This is a genomic window from Pseudomonas sp. QE6 (assembly GCF_041379005.1).
In the GTDB taxonomy this organism is placed as follows: domain Bacteria; phylum Pseudomonadota; class Gammaproteobacteria; order Pseudomonadales; family Pseudomonadaceae; genus Pseudomonas.
Map to the genome: position 1 here is coordinate 5252068 of NZ_CP166873.1, position 18449 is coordinate 5270516.

Sequence of the window (18449 nt, forward strand, 5' to 3'; positions counted from 1 at the left end):
GACGTTCCGTCTCCATGGCATGAGGGATTAGTCAGTGACTTCGCATCCTGGTCCCTGACCGGCTCCCCCTGAGGAAGTCAGGTCGAACGCTCTCGACGCTTCCTCAGGTACATGCTCTCCCTCGAAGAGAGCCGGTCTAAGAAGCTCCATAAAATCTTCAAAGTGGCTGGGCTGACGTCCGGTCAGCAATCGCACCAAGCCGCAAACCAAGGTATGGCCCTGCGATACCCATGGACGATGGTGGCGACAGCAGCGCGCGAATAGGGTTGGCCTATCGACGGCAAGGCTTTCGAGCAGGTGATTTTCACGCTCTCAGCATTGCGGGTCGGTCGCACTCGCCGCATGAGCGGTATCCTGATGAGAGCTTTCAGCATGACCGAAGAAACCAAAGGAACCACCCGCCGCACGCTCATGAGCGCTGGCTTGGCGGCCGCCACCCTGGCGGTGGCGGTGCCGGCCCTGGTGGGCCAATCGAGCAGAACCCAGGCCGCCACAGCGAAGACCAACCGCGGCGCGAGCCAGGGCTCGGGCTATCTTACCCTGCGTGACGGCGCAAGGCTGTTTTACAAGGACTGGGGCAGCGGCCCGATCATCGTTTTCCACCACGGCTGGCCACTTTCGGGAGACGACTGGGATAACCAGATGCTGTTCTTTCTCTCAAGGGGCTACCGTGTAATCGCCCATGATCGGCGTGGCCACGGGCGCTCCTCGCAAACAGCCGAGGGTAACGACATGGACACTTATGCAGCCGACGTGGCCGAACTGATGGCGCATCTTGGAGTGAAGAACGCGGTCCATGTCGGTCATTCCACCGGTGGTGGCGAGGTGGTCCGCTATGTGGCGCAGCACGGTATCGGCCGCGTTGCCAAGGCAGTACTGATCGGCGCCGTCCCGCCACTGATGCTACGCACGCAGAAGAACCCTGGCGGACTTCCGCTCAAGCTCTTCGACAGCTTCCGCGAGGCGCTCGCGACGGACCGCGCGGGATTCTACCGCGAGGTAGCCGAAGGTCCGTTCTACGGCTTCAATCGGCCAGGGGCGAGGATTTCCCAGGCGGTGGTCGACAACTGGTGGCGCCAGGGCATGAGTGGCGGAGCAAAGGCTCACTACGATTGCATCGAAGCCTTCGCCGAAACCGATTTCACCGAAGACCTGCGACAGATCCGAGTGCCAACCTTGGTGATGCATGGGGAAGATGACCAGATGGTGCCCATCGACGACTCAGCGCGCCTGACTATCAAGCTGCTGCGCCATGGGACGCTCAAGACCTACCCAGGGCTATCCCATGGGATGTGCACGACCCATGCGAAGATCATCAATGCGGATCTTCTCGCCTTCATTCAGAAGTGACTCGCCAGGACGCGGCTCGAAGGAGTTCTCTTCGAGCCGTTTCAGGCGTTGCTTGTCGCTTCATGCCTCGGCCAGGTGGATCGGTACGACGAATTGCACCACCGCTCCGCGGGATTGGTTCGCTGCGGCCCAGAGGCGGCCTCCATGGGCTTCGATGATCGAGCGGCAGATGGACAGCCCCATCCCCAGGCCAGTGGGTTTGGTGGTGTAGAACGGGGCGAAGATCTGCTCTGCGTTTTCGGCGGCGAATCCAGGTCCCGTGTCGCAGACCTGGACCAGTACGCCACCGTCAGCATCGGGCTGGGTGCTGATTTCCAGCTCACGCGTACCCTGCTCGACCGCTGCCATGGCCTCAACGGCATTGAGGATGAGGTTGAGCAGCACCTGCTGAAGCTCTACCCGATCGCCCGCCACGGCTGGTAGGGGATCCACGAGGCGCAGGTGCACCCGCACGCCGCCCTTGAGCACTTGCCCACGGGTGAGCTCGATCATTTCCTGGATTGCCCCGTTGATGTCCAACACCCCCTTGCGCGAAGGTGTCTTGCGCAGCAGTTCGCGGATGCGCTTGAGCACGTCGGCGGCCCGATTGGCGTCGCGGACAATGCGGCCAAGCACTTGGCCGACCTCGCCCAGGTCAGGCGGCTGCGCATCAAGCCAGCGCTGCGCCGCGTTGGCATTGGTGACCGTGGCGGCAATTGGCTGGTTCACTTCGTGGGCGATGGTCGCCACTAACTGTCCCATGGTCGCCACTCGGTTGGCATGCGCCAGTTCTGCCTGTACCTCGCGGTAACGACGTTCGCCTTCGCGCACCAGCTCCTCGGCGCGCTTGCGCTCGCTCAGGTCCAACACGAAGGCCACGCCCTCACCGCTGCCTGACTCGAACGGCGCCAGACCGATAATTACCGGCAGACGGCTGCCATCTCGCTTGAAGTATTCCTTTTCGAATGGCGGCGCGCTGCCATGTCGCACCGCTACGAGCAGTGATTGCTCGCTTTCTTCGAGGAACTCCGGTGGCGTCAGGTCGCGCCAGCGCAATTGCCGGGAAATCAAGTCCTCCCGCTGGTAACCGAGCATCCGCAGAAAAGCATCGTTGGCGTCGAGGATTTCACCTTCGGCGTTCCAGACGATGATGCCGATGATATTGGCGTCCACCAACCGGCGAATCCGCGCCTCACGCTCGGCAACGTCTCGATACAGCCGAGCCTTTTCCAAGGAAATCGCCGCCTGCGATGCCACCAGCTTGAGGACCGCCGTGCGCGCAGGGCTGAAGGCCCGGGCAGTCAGATTGTTCTCCAAATAGAGCGCCCCGCTGATCTGCCCTTGACTCACCAACGGAAGGCAAAGGACAGATCGCACGCCCCGCTGGCGCAGGTAGGGGTCGCCTGCAAATTCGGGCGCAACCAGAGCATCGTCGAGAACCAGCGTCTGCTGCGTGCGCAGCACCTGGTAGAGCACTGTTTCCGACAACAGCCCGTCCGGCAGTTGCCCCTGGTCCGCAGACATTTGGGGTTCGGCTCCATCTACGCTGGCCTGAGCAGCGATACGCGGCTGCCCGTCGCCACAAAGCAGCAGCACGCCCCGTTCGGCGCCGGCCTGTTCGATGGCCGTGCGCATGACGCTGTCCACCAGGCGTTCCAGGACGATCTCCCCTGAGACGGTCTGCAGGACCTTCAGCACCGTTGCCAGGTCAAGCTGCTCCATGGGCGCCGCTATGGTCGCTGTGTACTGCGCACCAGCCGACTCGTGGCCCAGCAGGGGGTGCATAGCATCGAGCTGGCGCACCTTGCCCTCCGCTCCCCAGCGTCGGAAGCAGTCCCGAGCCTCCTGCCAGTAGAGCCTTGCCACCCTGTCCAGCCCACGTATGGCGTAATGTCGGGCGGCCGCTTCGTAGGCGAGCGCCTCGACCTGCAGGAATCCGCTTTCCTGCGCTGATCGCACGGCCCGCTCGTGTAGCGCCTCGGCATCGCTATCTCGCCGCTCGAGGTGAGCGATCTGCGCATCCAACAACAGGATGTGGCAGGTGTAATTTTGCGGGCAGAGCCGTGCCCAGGCCTGCAGGGCCTGCCGATGCGCCGAGAGCCTGGCACACAGCTCGACCAGGGGATACTCCGCGCCCGACGCAGCCAGGGCCAGCCCCGTGAAGAAGTGATACTCGGCTTCCTCCAGAAAGGAGTCGGAGGTGTTCAGCAAAGGCTCGGCCAGCGAAGCCGCCTCGAGGGCCGCTCGATAGTCGCCGGCCAGGTAGCGAGCTTGCAGTTTGCGCACCCAGTACCAGCAGGCGAGCACCTTGGAGGAATTTTCCAAGCCGCGCTCCGTAGCCGCCTCGCTGTAGTTAGCAGTGTCCATGCAACCGAATTCGAGCGTGCCGCCACGTAGCATGCGGATCATCGCTAGTTGATTTTCCAAGAACGCAATGACCAGACCGAAGCGGACCTTCTTCGCATAGGCCAGGCTCCGTTCCGCCTCTGCGTCCACCTCGGCCAGCGGCAGGCCGGCGAAGAACAGGTTGGAAACCAGGATGTTGCAGGAGAATGCCCCGAACGGCAGGTCGCCCACCCGATTCGCTGCGTTGAAGGCCCGTTGCAGGATAAGGCTGCAATCGCGCACGGGTTTCGCCCACCTGGCAACGAACAGGGCGAAGGCAAGATACGTCCGCGCCTCGTAGCGCTGCAGTCGACGCCGGTCTACCAGATCACAACCCAGTTGACCGAAGAGAAAGCCCGCCTGGAAATCGCCGAAGCGCCGGCCGGCAATGCGCGGAATGTTGGCATAGGCCACGCTGGACGTATCGCTGTTGCCATGCTCCAGGCTCAAGGTGATGGCTCGGCAAATGGTGAGGCACGCCAGGTTTTCATCGGTGTGCAGTGCCGGCGAGAACAGGGTGGTGAGTATCTCCATGCAGGCCAGGGCCCTGGCATTGCTCATCGGAGGCAGCGAGACGAGCTGATCGATGGGACGCCCGGCCAGTTGGGTCCAGATCCGCTCGTACTCTTCCTGAACGGCCTCGTCGCCTGGATGGGGCGGCCAATCGATGCCCAGGCGGCGCAAGGAGTCCAGGCAGACCACGACCGCCTGATCCCGACGGTCCGTCAGCAGGTGGATATCAACCAGCAAACAGGCCACCACGGTTTGCTCAGCGGTGCCCTGGGCGACGTTCCCCAACCCCTCCAGGCGCTTCTCCGCAGCCGCCAACAGCCCGGTGGCGAACTCGCATTCCGCGCGCCCCAGCTCCAGGGCGAACAAGAGGTCACGGCGCTCGCGCCGGACAGTCCGATCAAGCAGTTCCGCTCCGGTGGCGAAATAGCTGAGGGCCGCTGCATAGGCCGCGGAAGCTTTGGCGCGCTGTCCCGCAAGCAAGTTGAGTTCAGCCAGCCGCTCGCGTTCGACTGCTGCATTGATCAGCTCCATGCCTCGATTGAGCTGGCCGACAATTTCGAAGATTGCCTCCTCACGCTGCCGGGGCGATACATGGGCGGCCAATAGCCGCCCGATACGTAGGTGCGCAGCAGCTCGCTCTGTCTGTGGAATCAGCGAATAGGCCGCTTCATGGATGCGGTCATGGGCGAAGGCGTAGGCGCCCTCCTGACGCTCCACCAGCTCCTGGCGGATGGCTTCCCAGAGCGCCTGGTGCAGTTGTGCTCGCGGCATATCCAGAACGCTGGCAAGCGTGCCGGAATCGGCCAGGTTGCCGAGGCAGGCAAGCTGCTGCAGCACGTGTTGCGTCTGCTGAGGAAGGCGCGCCAGCTTGCCGAGCATCAGGTCGACGACGTTATCGGTATAGCCCTTGGCATGGATGAGCGCGGCATCCCAACGCCACTGGCGGAACTCGTAGTCAAAGCTCAGCAGCCCCTCCTCGACCAAGGCATGGAGAAACTGGATGGCGAAGAAAGGATTGCCTGCAGTCTTCTCGTGCACCAACAGCGCCAGGGGGCGGATCTGTTCAGCGCGACAATGCAGTGCCTCAGCGATCATCTGCTCGAGATGTTGCCGCTTCAGCGGCGTCAGCTGGATCTCCTCGATACGCACTTGCGCCGAGGCCAGTCGGCGCAGGGTCACGCTGAGCGGGTGGCTGTCGTCGATTTCGTTGCTGCGGTATGCCCCCACGAGCATCACATGACGAAGCTCCGCACTGGAGAGGAGATCATCAAGCAGATCGAGGGTAGCAGCGTCCAACCACTGCAAATCATCCAGGAACAGCGCCAGGGGGTGTTCCGGCCGGGCGAAGACGCCGATGAAACGCTTCAGCAGCCGCAGGAACCGCCGATGCGCCTGCTGCGGTTCGAGTACTGGCAGCTCTGGTTGTTCGCCGATGATCAGGCGCAGCTCCGGAATCAGCTCATTCAGCAGCTGCCCCTCGCCTTCCAGGGCCTGCTCCAGCTCCGAGCGCCATTGCATCAGTTCGCGATCGTTCTTGCCCAACAGCATGCGAACCAATTGCTGGAATGCCTGCACGAGGGTGGCATAGGGGATGTCTCGCTTGTATTGATCGAACTTCCCCGAGGCGAACAGGCCGCGAGGTGGCACCAGAGCCTTGTGTAGCTCACTGACCACCGAGGTCTTGCCGATCCCCGAATAGCCGCTGACCAGCAGCAACCCGCACGCCTCGCCGGATACGCTGCGCTCGAAGGCCGCCACTAGCGAGGCCACCTCCTGTTCACGGCCGTAGAGCTTCTCGGGGACCAACAACCGATCCGGGATACTGTGCTCGTCCAGTGCAAATTCTGTTAGGACACGACCGGCTTCCCAGTCGGCCAGGCAGCGGCGCAGGTCCTGTTCAACTCCCGCGGCACTCTGGTATCGGTCCTCGGCGGTCTTGGCGAGCAACTTCATCACCAGGCTCGACAACACCTTGGGCAAGCTCGGCACTCGCCGCTCGGGCGCCACCGCCTGGCGCGCGATATGGCAGTGCACCCATTCCATGGCGTCGCTGGCAGCAAAGGGCAGCTCGCCAGTGAGCATCTGGTAGAAGGTCACGCCCAACGCATAGAGATCGCTGCGCGAATCGATCGAGCGGTTCATCCGCCCGGTCTGCTCCGGTGCCATATAGGCCAGGGTTCCGGCCAGGGTCTCCGCCGCCTCCGGGGCCTGACGCTCGCGCGGCAGCCGCGAGGCAAGGCCGAAACCCGTGAAGCGCGGCCGGCCATCGGAGCAGTCCACAACAATATGCGCGGGCTTGATGTCCTTGTGCAGCAATGAGGCTTGATGCAAGCGTGCCAAGGCATGAGCGATGCCGATCGCCAGACGGAGGAAGCGCTCCAGTGGCATGGCGGTGCCCAGCGATGCCGAGAGCGGCTCTCCCCCTGGGTCCCGAAGCACCAGAAGGGGGCGCCCACCCTCATGCAGCAGCTCTTGTGGTCGAACAGCCCAGGCTTCGTCCAACTCGTCACGCAAGGCGAATTCATGATTCAACCGCTCAAGGCTGGCGGCGGAGGGCGAGTCCGCGGCAGGTCGCGCGGTCAGAACCAGGCGGTCTTCGTGACGGGGATGCGGGCCTCGGCCGAAGATACGCTCGCCATCGTCCCAGAGCCGCTGCGGTATTGCAGGCATGCCAATCTCCCCAAGCGGGCCAATCGTGCGTTCAGATGGGCGAACGAAGCTGGGGAGCGATCCCCAGGGCTTCCGCCTTGCGGACCAGGTCCGCTACGGAGCGGGCAGACAACTTCCTCATCAGTTGCCCGCGGTGGACCTTGACGGTGACCTCGCTGAGATTCAGCTCGGCCGCAATCTGCTTGTTCATCAGCCCGCCGACGACGAAGCCCATCACCTCGCGCTCACGCGCCGTGAGGCCCGCATAAGCTTGGCGCAACCCGGCGCTGCTCTGTTCGGCAGCCAGCCGCTCACCATCTCTGGCCAGGGCGCTGGCCACCGCATCGAGCATGTCCTGGTCACGAAATGGCTTGGCGAGAAAATCCACCGCGCCGGCTTTCATCGCCTTGACAGTCATGGCGATGTCGCCGTGGCCGGTCATGAACACGATGGGTATGCGCAAGCCTGCCTTGTCGATCCGTTCCTGAAAGGCCAGACCGCTCTCCCCTCGCAGGCGTACGTCAAGAACCAGGCAACTGGGCGCCGTCGGCCGGTGAAAGGCCAGGAATTGCTCGGTGGATTCGAATGCCTCGACCCGCAGGCCAATGGAGCGCAACAGCCCGGTCAGGGCAAAACGCATCGACTCATCATCATCGACCACATAAACCACCGGATCGCCCGAAGTACCGGTACGGGCATTTCCCCCTGGTTGCGACCCACTCATTTTTATTCCCTCCTGTGGCCAACGTGCGCAAAAAATCTAGTCCATGGTGCAACGGCGGCCACTGCCGCCCACCCCGTCCACTGACCGCCGGTTACAGACTGGCAAAGCGTCCGAAACTAACTTGGCAGTCCCAGCAACGCCAGGCCAAATAGCGTGGATTTTCAGCCAATACCGCGCGACGCTTGCATTGCGTTAATACAACGGGTATTCCGCCATTTTGGCCAGCTCCGCCAAGGCACGATGATGTCACGTCCCCAACCACTGGAACCCACCCGCGCCCTTGCGCAGAAAAATCTTTGCCCGGCGGTTGTTGCCGAGCGCGATATTGTCTTCATTGCCTACCCCCAGATGGGCCTGCTCGATCTGAGCGGAGCGCAAACGGTATTCTGGGCAGCGAGCCGAGCACTTGCCGAACGCAGCTTGCCTGGTTACCGACTGGCAACCGCCAGCCTGAGTGGAGAGCTGGTCGCCACTGCCGAAGGCCTCTGTGTCACCACTCAGCCATTGGAGCAGATGAACCTCGCGTGCCTCGATACGCTGATCGTTCCGGGGGCTCCTGACATCTGTCGCACCCTGGACAGCCATGCCGAGCTGGTTGCCTGGATCGCCGGCAACGCTGCCGCCGTGCGGCGGGTCGCCGCCGTTTGCAGCGGGGCGTTCCTACTGGCCCAGGCCGGCTTGCTCGATGGGCTGCGCGCCGCTACCCACTGGGCCATGTGCGACGCGCTGCAACAGCGCTTTCCGAAGATCCGGGTGGACGCCGATGCGATCTTCGTCCGACAGGAACGAATATGGACCTCCGCAGGCGTGAGCGCAGGCATCGACCTGGCGTTGGCCCTTGTCGAGGAAGACTGCGGACGCGAGGTGGCGATGGCGGTGGCGCGGGAGCTGGTGGTTTACCTGCGGCGTCCCGGCGGCCAGGCGCAATACAGCAGATTGCTGCAGGCCCAGTCCGGCGAAACAGCCCCTTTCGATAAATTGCATCTGTGGCTCGCAGAGCATGCAGGCGATCCTTCGCTGTCCGTGGAGACACTCGCAGAACAGGCGTGTATGAGCACGCGCAATTTTTCCCGTCTGTACAAGGCCAGCACAGGGCGCACGCCGTCCAAGGCCATTGAGCTTTTTCGGCTCGAAGCGGCCCGCCGCCTGCTGGAGGATACGACTCTGGGGCTCGAACGAGTGGCGCGCCAGTGCGGCTTCGGAAACGAGGAGCGGATGCGTGGCGTTTTCCAGCGCAACCTGTCGGTGTCGCCGCGCGACTATCGGCAGCGGTTCACCCGCGACGATTGAGCGCCACGTCATGTCAGGCCACCTTGGCTTCGCGTTCAGTCTGCTCGCAGAGGTAGCGATACAGCCGCGAGCGCAACCAGCATTCCCGTGGGTCGGTATGACTGATGCCACGCCAGGCCATCGACAATTGCGGCGCAGGGAGGTCCAGTGGCGGGAAATCCGCCCGCAGGCCGGGATGCCGTACCATGGCTTGCGCGACATACTCCGGCACCAGCGCCACCAGCTCCGTACCCCGTAACAGAGCGGGCAAGGCGCTGAATTGCGGAACCGCCAGTACGACCTTGCGCTGCCGGCCCATCCGATCCAGGGCAAGGTCCAACTCGTCACTGATCTTGCCCATGGACGACACGACCACCTGCGGATGACTGCAGAGGCCGTCCAGGTCAAGAGGCCCGGATGCCGTAGCGCAGCTCAGGAGCATCGGCCGCACGGCGCGCAAGTCGCGACAATGGGCGTTGGCAGGCAGTTCCTGTGCTGGACTGATGGCGACCGAGACTTCCCCGCTCTCGAAAAGCCGTGCCAGCTGGAAATGCTCTACCCGCCGGACGATCAACGTGATGCCCGGTGCCTCCCGACGCAAACGCGCCAGCAATTCAGGCAGCAGTGCATACTCCACGTCATCGGAAAGCCCTACATGAAAGGACGCCTGACTGGTGGCAGGGTCGAACGCCTCGCTGAAGCTCAGGGCCACGGCAATTCCGTCCAGCGCCGGAGCAAGCCGGGTGTAAATCGCCTCGGCCCGCGCAGTGGGTTCCATCATGCGGCCGACGCGAACGAACAGCGGGTCATTGAACAGGGCGCGCAGTCGCCCCAAGGCACTGCTGATGGTGGTCTGGCTGACGAAAAGCAGCTCGCCGGTACGCGTGACACTGCGTTCGCGCATCATGGTTTCGAAAACCACCAGCAGATTGATATCCGTATGTCGCAACTCGTGTCTGTTCATGGTGTCCGCCGCCGGGTGATGTGGAATCGAACAAAAACCGCAAGGCAGAAAGGCAACGCCATCCGCCAGGGATATGTCGCAGGCTAGAAATCAGCTTGGAGGTTGTCTGTTGTACAAGCGGCTTGACGGGCCTATCCATGGACCCGGATACCCTGTCCACAGGTATGAGTACACTGCACCCGACGTATCGAATCATGCGCGAGGACGCGCTCGGCCACCGTCCCGAACGCCCTTCCGAAACGCGCTCATGGCGGTAGCGCAGAACCTGACTTCTATACCTAGGTATACTTCTTTGTTCCGGCGGTGGGCGTATCGTGACTGACAGAAGAGGCGCAGTCTCAAGCGAGCCAAGATGCCCCAGCAAACGCAGGTCCGCGCGACGCCCGTTGTCGCCATCGTCGACGATGACGAGTCGCTTCGCAGCGCACTGGAAAGTCTGCTACGCGCCAGCGGTTACCGGCCCCTGCTCTTCGCCGATGCCGCGCAATTCCTTGGCAGCGAAACCGCGCCGAGCTGCGCTTGCCTGATCTCCGATCTGCAGATGCCCGGTATCAACGGGTTGCAGATGCATACGCGCCTCAGGGCCATGGGGCTGCGCATCCCCACGATCTTCATCAGTGCCTTCATCGAGGCATTGCCGACTTCCGCTATCGGCCATGATGGCGTGGTCGCCTGCCTGCCCAAACCGTTCGACAGCGAGCACCTGCTCCAATGCGTGGCCATGGCTCTCGGCCAATGAGCCCCCAGCACTCGTTCAGACAGCAGCACGGACGTTATACCCAGGTATAGGTCCATGCCACCAACGCATCGGTTCACCGACTGCAGGTAGAAGTGTCGGACGACGCGCGCCCCCCTAGCATGACTCCCACAGCGGACCAGCCCACTGCGCGAAGACCTTCTTTCGTGAGCAGGACGCATCGGACCGGCTGCAACACAAACCTCACGCTCATTGTGCGTCTTCATCTTCGGGAGCAAATCATGCAACAGCGAATATTGGTCATCGGCGCAGGGTTCGGCGGATTGTGGAGTGCGCTGAGCGCAGCTCGCCTGCTGGACAAGCATGGTCGCCAGGACGTGCAGATCACCCTGCTTGCACCTCAGGCAGAACTGCGCATCCGCCCGCGCTTCTACGAACCCGATGTGCAGAGCATGTTCGCCCCGCTGGATGATCTATTCGAAGCGGTGGGCGTGCAGTTCGTCCAGGGCACTGCCGAGCGTATCGACCAGCAGGCCCGCAAAGTCGGCTACCGTGACGCATCCGGCCGAGTCGCCGAACTTACCTATGACCGCCTGGTGCTGGCCAGCGGCAGCCAACTGGCCCGCCCCTCGGTGCCGGGGCTGAAGGAGTACGCCTTCGACGTCGACCAGATCGAGTCGGCCGCGCAGCTGGAGAGCCACCTGCTGTCGCTGCGACAGCGGCCTGCCAGCCCCGCACGCAATACGGTAGTGGTGTGCGGTGGCGGTTTCACCGGCATTGAAACGGCCACCGAGATGCCTGCCCGCCTGCGCTCCGTACTGGGGGAAAACGAGGATGTGCGCGTGATCATCGTCGAACGTGGCGAGCGGATCGGCGCGGTGATGGGCGATGGTATCCGCCCGTCGATCATCGAAGCCTCCGACAGCCTGGGCATCGAATGGATTACCGGCGCCTCGGTAGTCGCTCTGGATGCCGAGGGTGTGACCCTTGATGACGGTCGGCACATCCAGAGCCACACGGTGATCTGGACCGTCGGCTTTCGCGCGAGCCCACTGACGGAGCAGCTCAGCGCCGAGCGTGATAGCCAGGGCCGCCTGCACGTGGACGGTGACCTCCGGGTGCGCGGCCAGGACGACGTATTCGCCGCCGGCGACGTGGCCTACGCGGCCACTGACGACCTCGGCAACTTCGCCGCAATGTCCTGCCAACACGCCATCAGCCTCGGTCGTCATGCTGGCAACAACGCCGCTGCCGACCTCCTCGGCCTCGCCCCGGTTCAGTACCGCCAACCCAAGTACGTCACCTGCCTGGACCTGGGCGCCTGGGGCGCGGTGTACACGGAAGGCTGGGACCGACAGCTGAAGCTGGTGAAGGCTGAGGCCAAGGAACTCAAGACGCAGATCAACACTGTGTGGATCTATCCCCCGGCTGCCGACCGCCGCTCCGCCCTGGCGGCCGCCGACCCGCTGATTCCCGTCGCGTGACCCGCGCTGCGCTCGCTCGCCAACGGCCAGTGCCTGCGCCTGATGACACGGTAAATAACAGGAGATCGACCATGACCACGTACCTGAATAGCTTCGCCCCATCCAGCGGCGCCATACCAGCCCAGGAGTTGGTGCCCTCGCGCTACGCCCTGCGCCTGGGCGACGTCGATGTGATGGTGATCAGCGACGGCGTATTGCCGCTACCGACCGAGACCATGTCCATCAATGCCACACCTGCCGAGCGTGCAGCCTGGTTCAAGGACATGCACCTGGGCCCGGACATGTTCGACTGGGCACTGAACGTGCTGGTGATCCGCAGTGGCGAGCAGATCATCCTGGTGGATGCCGGCCTGGGCAACCAGTTTCCTGGCTTCCCCCGCGCCGGCCTGTTCCCCAAGCGCCTGAAGGATGCCGGCGTTGAGCTTTCGTCAATCACTGACATCATCATCACGCACATGCACATGGACCACGTCGGCGGTCTGCTGGTCGACACGGTGAAGAACGGTCTGAGCCCCGACGTTCGCATCCATGTCACGGCCACCGAAGTCGACTTCTGGAAAATCCCTGACTTCAGCCTGACGGTAATGCCGCAGCCCGTGCCAGACGTCCTGCGTCGCACCGCCAACGAATTCCTCGCTCACTATGGGGATCGACTGCATATCTTCGAGCAAGAGCAGCACGTGGCACCTGGCGTAGTCGCCAAGCTGACCGGGGGCCACACGCCCGGCCACTGTATCGTTCAGGTGGACTCTTCCGGTGAGCGCCTGACCTTCGCTGGGGACGCTCTATTCCCAGTGGCCTTCGACCATCCGGAATGGCACAACGGCTTCGAGCACGATCCGGACAAGGCATACGAGGTGCGGGTGCGCCTGCTGCGCGACGCGGCGGAAAGTGGCGAGCTGTTCATCGCCACCCACCTGCCTTTCCCTTCCGTTGGCCGGGTTGCGGTCGATGGCGACGCCTTCCGTTGGATCGCGGCCTTCTGGGACTATTAAAAGCCCGAGCGAACCCCGGCCTCCCTTTCGTTGCTGCGCATTGCCGTTCTGCTGCGAAGTGGAGGCCACTTTGCCGAGCATGCCCCCTTGCTTGCCATCTGGTTAAGCAGACCAACCTGCCCAGCTTTAGCCGCCGGCTGTGGCAGATCAGTGTCGAAAAAGCCGTCGTTCAGAAACCATGTACAGCTTTGAGGCTACACGGCAGAAGGGCTGTGGAGGGCTCATGTATGTTCACGCTCGTGCCAGATCATCCCCTGGTCTGCGGCGTCATTCTCATCCTCATTGACCTGGCGTTGTGGCAAATGATCGATGCCTCACGGCGCAAGGTGCGGATGTCCGTGCGAATCAGCATATTCATCACCTTCAGCTGGGTCCTGACCAACGCCGGTATCAGCCCGCTGCAACCGCCACTGTGGCCGGAAGACCCTCTTCTCCAGCTGACGGGTACGGTACTGGGTATTGGCTGGTGGTTGTTCGCTGCCAGAACCGTGACCATTGTCCTCGGCAGTGGACTGGCGGCCCGTGGCGGCCACAGCGCACGACTGCTGCATGATGTGATGGGGGCGGCGATTTTCCTGATCGGGATCGTCGGCGCAGCAGCCTATGTCTTGCAATTGCCGGTCAAGGGCCTGCTGGCGACTTCTGGAGCCATGGCGATCGTTGTGGGGCTGGCAGTGCAGAGCACATTGAGTGATGTGTTTTCCGGCATCGTGCTCAACACCACCAAGCCGTATCACCTCAATGACCTGATTTCCATCGACGGTACGCAGGGCCATGTCGTGGAGATCGATTGGCGGTCGACGCATCTGATGACCGACGAAGGCGGCATCGCTGTGGTTCCCAACTCTGTCGCAGCGAAAGCGAGAATTATTAACCTGAGTCGCCCAGGTGATGTACATCGGATTCGAACAGTGATTGCGGTACCCAGCAGTGTGCGCCCGCGCGTCGCTATCGATGCCCTCGAAAAAACCCTACGCGGAACGAGGGCGCTGCTGTCGGCGCGCCCCGCCAAGGTCTCGGTCAAAAGCTCGCATCTGGAGTACACGGAGTACGAGCTGAAAGGATTTGTCGCATCGGCCAAGAACAAGAACGATGTCTCCAACATGATGTTCGATCTCGCCCACCGCCACCTCGAAGCCGCCGGCGTCACTTGGGCACATAATCCGGAAAATCCACGCTGGAGTCGCCAGCGCCGGCTTTTGGAGGAGGTCCGGGTTTTTCGTTCGTTGAGCAGCAATGAACGTGACCGTCTCGCTGACGAAATGACACCGATCGACTATCAAGCGGACGAGGTCGTTCTGGGCTTCGGAGAGGTAGCCGATTGCCTGATGATCATCAGTACTGGAGTCATGTCGGTGTCAATCCACGACGGTGAAAAGCTCATCGAGGCAGGCCGCATGGGGCCAGGTGAAATCATGGGAGAAGAAGGCATTCTCGCGGGCAACCCCTCGAGGGGAGAATTTCGCAGCATCACAAGCGGGCAGCTCTTCCGCATTGACAAAGATATGTTCGGCAGCCAGTTGGAACACCTACATGAATTGCAGTCCGCTCTCAGCCACTTGCAGGAACAGCGTGAAGAGATCCGGGAGGCGGTAATCCTGCAAAAGCCAGTGGAGACCAAGAAAAAAGGATTGCTGAGCTGGCTATTGCAGCGCAGATAAATTGAATAGGCCATTCGCCAATAGACAAACACGCGCCGCGCTATGTAGATCATCAGGAAGATCAAAGAGCTTACTGAGAGCTCACCTTAGAATGACAACTGCTCTATGCCCTTTTAGCGTCTGATAGTTAGGGTCACTGAAATCAACCCTAACCTTGAATAAGCCTTTCAGTCGGCGGCTCCTTCACGGCGCAGACGGTTGATAGAATATAAGCGGCCCACATACCCTAGCTTTATCGCCGTGGGCCCAAGAATCGTCATCGCATGCGCTATCAACAGGCTGGGCAATGAAAGATATTGTTCCATTCCGTAGGCCAGCACAGCCCCGGCCGCCGTTAGGACCGTACCGCAGCCCAGCAGGATATGGGATAAATTCAGAACCCGGCTTGGACTTTCGAAAAATGTAGTCATTTCAGTTCGGGACTCAGACTAACCGAAATGAAATCGTATTCCAAAAACGCAATCCTCACGCAACTACATTTGGCCGAACCGAATATAAACTCGTATCACCTGAGTATACTTAGGTATTGAAACGCACTTACCAGGGCTTATCCCAAAGCTTTGTATTTTCATACCTGCGACGCCACACTCGTAGCGCAGTCAAATAAGACAGACCAACCTGAAAAACTCTCTTTTCAGGCTTTCGGAATTGATTTCCATCGAGATAAACCACCTGGAGCGGCGAAAATGCCCCGGCGTTAACTCGTAGCGACGCGAACTGAGCCAACGTCCGCTATGGGTCGGTAGCTGCCTCTCACCTGGAGCAGCTACCGGCACAGCGCCCCGAGCTAATAACGATTAACAAGCTCTAACTCGCTCTCCTTCCTGCGCTTCGAAAGAATGGCTTCCAGTTCGCAGGGGAGGGACGAGCATGCTGCACAGACTTATCGGCCAGATTCCAGGGGAGGCCCCCAAGCGCGACCTGGCTCCCTGGCAGAAGGAGCGCGCCCAGGGCCTGCTGCTCAAGCACCTGGACACAGGCATTTCGGTGAGCGAACTGGCCGCGGCCTGCGCGCTGTCGCGCAGCGACTTCACCCGCAAGTTCAAGGTCACCACCGGCCATTCGCCCCAGGCCTGGATGCGACTCCAGCGGGTGGAAAAGGCCAAGCAACTGATGCGCGAATCGACCTTCGCCCTGGCGGAGATCGGCCTGCAATGCGGCTTCTGCGACCAGGCGCATTTCTGCCGGATCTTCTACCGCGTCGAGGGCATCACCCCCCTGGGCTGGCAGCGACGCTTCTTCGACGAGACAGGCGAATCCACCTGGCGACACGCCGGATAGTTCTTTCTGCCATACCGTGTTGTGACCGTTCTGAAAATGGAACGCTAGAGGCAGTTTTCGCCGTCTGGTGGAGCAAGGGTGTCGAAATTAATCTTTGCTCCATGCAGTGACGCACTGCACGACGAGTCCAAACCTTCCGGCCCGGCCGGCACCCACTGAAAGCAAATCGAGGATTTCACCATGACCAACGCCACCTACAACCGCCTGGACAAAGACAACGCCGCCGTACTGCTGGTCGACCACCAGGCTGGCCTGCTCTCGCTGGTGCGTGACATCGATCCGGACAAGTTCAAGAACAACGTGCTGGCCCTGGGCGACCTGGCCAAGTTCTTCAACCTGCCGACCATCCTCACCACCAGCTTCGAAACCGGCCCCAACGGCCCGCTGGTGCCCGAGCTGAAAGCGCAGTTCCCGGACGCGCCGTACATTGCCCGCCCTGGCCAGATCAACGCCTGGGACAACGAAGACTTCGTCAAGGCAGTGAAGGCCACCGGCAAGAAGCAACTGATCATCGCCGGCGTGGTAACCGAGGTGTGCGTGGCGTTCCCGGCGCTGGCGGCCCTGGCCGAAGGGTTCGATGTGTTCGTGGTGGCGGATGCCTCCGGCACCTTCAACGAGATGACCCGCGACGCCGCCTGGCGCCGCATGGAAGCGGCCGGCGCGCAGCTGATGACCTGGTTCGGCGTGGCCTGTGAACTGCACCGCGACTGGCGCAACGACATCGAAGGCCTGGCTGCGCTGTGCTCCAACCACATCCCGGATTACCGCAACCTGATCACCAGCTACAACGCGCTGACCGCTGGCAAATAACCATTAGAGCGTAGACCGGGGCCTTTGAGGCCTCGGTCTGTATTTGGTGTGTGGACCCTACAGTGACTCTATGACCTGAGTTCCGGAAGTTCGCGTGAACAGGCTGGAGCCTTTTTCAGACAGAAAGCATGGTCAGAGCTATGCCATGCAGTACGTCAATGCGGTATGCAGCCAGCAGACTATGCAGCCCAGGTAATCGAGATCTACCGTGCAGAGCTTGCGAAGGGACATCGACATGCACCGCCCGTTGATAACATCGCCTGACTTCCGCTTTGGGTCGGAAGCCGACTCTAGCTAAGCCCCATGAGCTCACTCCTGTGCGGCAAGTGAGCAAACTCGAACACGCTTCACGAACCAGTTCAGTGTCTCTTCCGGCGTTAGATACCCGTCTTCACTTTCGTTGAGGCAGACCATGCCCACCAAGGGACTAAACTCAATCCCCACGCGCCGACAAGCATGCTGAAACGCTCGTAGTGCCTCGCCCTCCACTTCATCGTCGAGCCCCATGATGAAATCATGCATCTGGTTTAGCTGAACGATTGAAATGGCTAGAGGTGTCGGCTGATAAAGGCTATCGCCGGCGCGATCATGAGAGACGTGGTAGGCCGGCTCGCTGCTGACCATGATTGCTTCAACGTAGCGCTCAATCTGGCGCTTGATCTCTGCCCGGAGCAAGAAATCAGAGAGGATGGCGGTGTGGCTCGACATGTAAATGCACCTAGCAGGCTTTAGTCATACCAGGAGCCAACTGGGTTAATTCCTACGAACCAACCAGTCCGAATACAAGGCTTGCTCACCCTGTCTCGATACGGTCAAACACCGCGCTCCATCGCAAGAGTTGAAGTGTCCGGACGATGCCCTTTCAGGGCTAACGAGCTGCTCCAACTGCCCCATCACGCAAACAGGGATGAGGCAGGTGCATTGAATCGACCACAGATGAAGATCGCTATAAGACGTGTCTGGAATGCAGCTATCCACGACTGCATCCGAATCCATGCTGACCATCCCCATAGTTTTTCGTAGCTGCCTTACAGAGGTAGCTCGCTCGACGGAACAGGTCAGCTAGCTCACCCTGATCACTAGCAGCTCGACTAACCAGGTATCCAGCCGCTCGGGGTATCTCCACCAGACCACCCACCTCCTCTACGGTGAGCCCCAGCGCACTGGCCCATGCCTCCTCCAGACGATGAAAGATGTTCTGCTCAGATGAGGTCTTCCTTCCCACGGTGAAGTAAGCATCTCCATTGAGCAGGATCAGCAGGTGGTAATGGGGTCGTTCTCCCCTGCTCTCTTCTCTCGCCCAGACATATCGGACCCTGCTGTCATGAGCGTATCGATGCCGAGCACGAGCCCTCTGTCGGTCATGCTCGATCTTGGCCTTGAAGGACTCCAGGAACCTACTGATGACCTTATTCGAATAAGCGTAGTCAGGCAGCTCTACGTTCAGTGGCAGACGTAGATCCACTCTGATGGCAAATACCCTGGAGTATTGCCTCAGGGAGTGGTCAATGGTGCTGTGCAAGCGAGATAGGTACTGCTCGATGAAGGGACCCTTCTCTGCCATGACAGGCAACCCCTGGAAGGTGTTGGCATGGTGCAGGTGGAGGTTGGTATTGCTGGGATGACGAGGCATGAAGGATGCTCCTGTGTGAGGTTCATATCCTCTGCACGGGGAGTAACTTTCTACT

General features: G+C 61.3%; 13 protein-coding genes. 8 read left to right on the plus strand and 5 right to left on the minus strand.

The window, feature by feature from the left end; all coding sequences use genetic code 11:
* Positions 1-372: 372 nt before the first annotated feature.
* Positions 373-1350: an alpha/beta fold hydrolase gene (locus ACAW63_RS24020; protein ID WP_088417041.1), complete on the plus strand. Its 978-nt coding sequence runs from the start codon at positions 373-375 to the stop codon at positions 1348-1350.
* 60 nt (positions 1351-1410) lie between these two features.
* Here the strand turns inward: ACAW63_RS24020 and ACAW63_RS24025 are convergent, their stop codons facing one another.
* Positions 1411-6897 (minus strand): AAA family ATPase, encoded by a 5487-nt coding sequence (locus tag ACAW63_RS24025; protein WP_371229592.1) that lies wholly within the window; start codon positions 6895-6897, stop codon positions 1411-1413.
* A gap of 31 nt (positions 6898-6928) precedes the next feature.
* Complete coding sequence (locus ACAW63_RS24030) at positions 6929-7600, minus strand: response regulator transcription factor (protein ID WP_371229594.1); 672 nt, start codon at positions 7598-7600, stop codon at positions 6929-6931.
* Between the two features lie 243 nt (positions 7601-7843).
* Between ACAW63_RS24030 and ACAW63_RS24035 the strand changes: the two genes are divergently transcribed.
* Positions 7844-8890, plus strand: coding sequence for a GlxA family transcriptional regulator (locus tag ACAW63_RS24035; RefSeq protein ID WP_371229597.1), 1047 nt, complete (start codon positions 7844-7846; stop codon positions 8888-8890).
* 13 nt (positions 8891-8903) lie between these two features.
* Here the strand turns inward: ACAW63_RS24035 and ACAW63_RS24040 are convergent, their stop codons facing one another.
* Complete coding sequence (locus ACAW63_RS24040; protein ID WP_371229600.1) at positions 8904-9833, minus strand: LysR substrate-binding domain-containing protein; 930 nt, start codon at positions 9831-9833, stop codon at positions 8904-8906.
* 352 nt (positions 9834-10185) lie between these two features.
* Here ACAW63_RS24040 and ACAW63_RS24045 point away from each other — a divergent pair, with 352 nt between their 5' ends.
* From ACAW63_RS24045 to ycaC, 6 genes are all read left to right on the plus strand, one after another.
* Entirely contained in the window at positions 10186-10572 is a 387-nt protein-coding gene (locus ACAW63_RS24045; protein WP_371229602.1) for a response regulator transcription factor, read from the plus strand.
* Between the two features lie 239 nt (positions 10573-10811).
* A complete protein-coding gene (locus tag ACAW63_RS24050; protein ID WP_371229605.1) occupies positions 10812-12014 on the plus strand; it encodes an NAD(P)/FAD-dependent oxidoreductase in 1203 nt (400 codons plus the stop codon).
* Positions 12015-12085: 71 nt separating this feature from the next.
* Positions 12086-13009 carry an MBL fold metallo-hydrolase gene (locus ACAW63_RS24055; RefSeq protein WP_371229607.1) on the plus strand — a complete coding sequence of 308 codons (924 nt, stop codon included), beginning with the start codon at positions 12086-12088 and terminating at the stop codon, positions 13007-13009.
* 227 nt (positions 13010-13236) lie between these two features.
* A complete protein-coding gene (locus tag ACAW63_RS24060; RefSeq protein WP_371229610.1) occupies positions 13237-14670 on the plus strand; it encodes a mechanosensitive ion channel domain-containing protein in 1434 nt (477 codons plus the stop codon).
* Positions 14671-15540: 870 nt separating this feature from the next.
* Positions 15541-15951, plus strand: coding sequence for a helix-turn-helix domain-containing protein (locus ACAW63_RS24065; RefSeq protein WP_371229613.1), 411 nt, complete (start codon positions 15541-15543; stop codon positions 15949-15951).
* Positions 15952-16131: 180 nt separating this feature from the next.
* Positions 16132-16761, plus strand: a complete 630-nt coding sequence (gene ycaC, locus ACAW63_RS24070; protein ID WP_024767455.1) for an isochorismate family cysteine hydrolase YcaC — start codon at positions 16132-16134, stop codon at positions 16759-16761.
* Between the two features lie 309 nt (positions 16762-17070).
* Here ycaC and ACAW63_RS24075 read toward each other — a convergent pair whose 3' ends face one another.
* Positions 17071-17469, minus strand: a complete 399-nt coding sequence (locus tag ACAW63_RS24075; RefSeq protein ID WP_371229615.1) for a hypothetical protein — start codon at positions 17467-17469, stop codon at positions 17071-17073.
* A 262-nt stretch (positions 17470-17731) separates the two neighbouring features.
* Positions 17732-18394, minus strand: coding sequence for an inovirus Gp2 family protein (locus ACAW63_RS24080; protein ID WP_371229618.1), 663 nt, complete (start codon positions 18392-18394; stop codon positions 17732-17734).
* Positions 18395-18449: the final 55 nt, after the last annotated feature.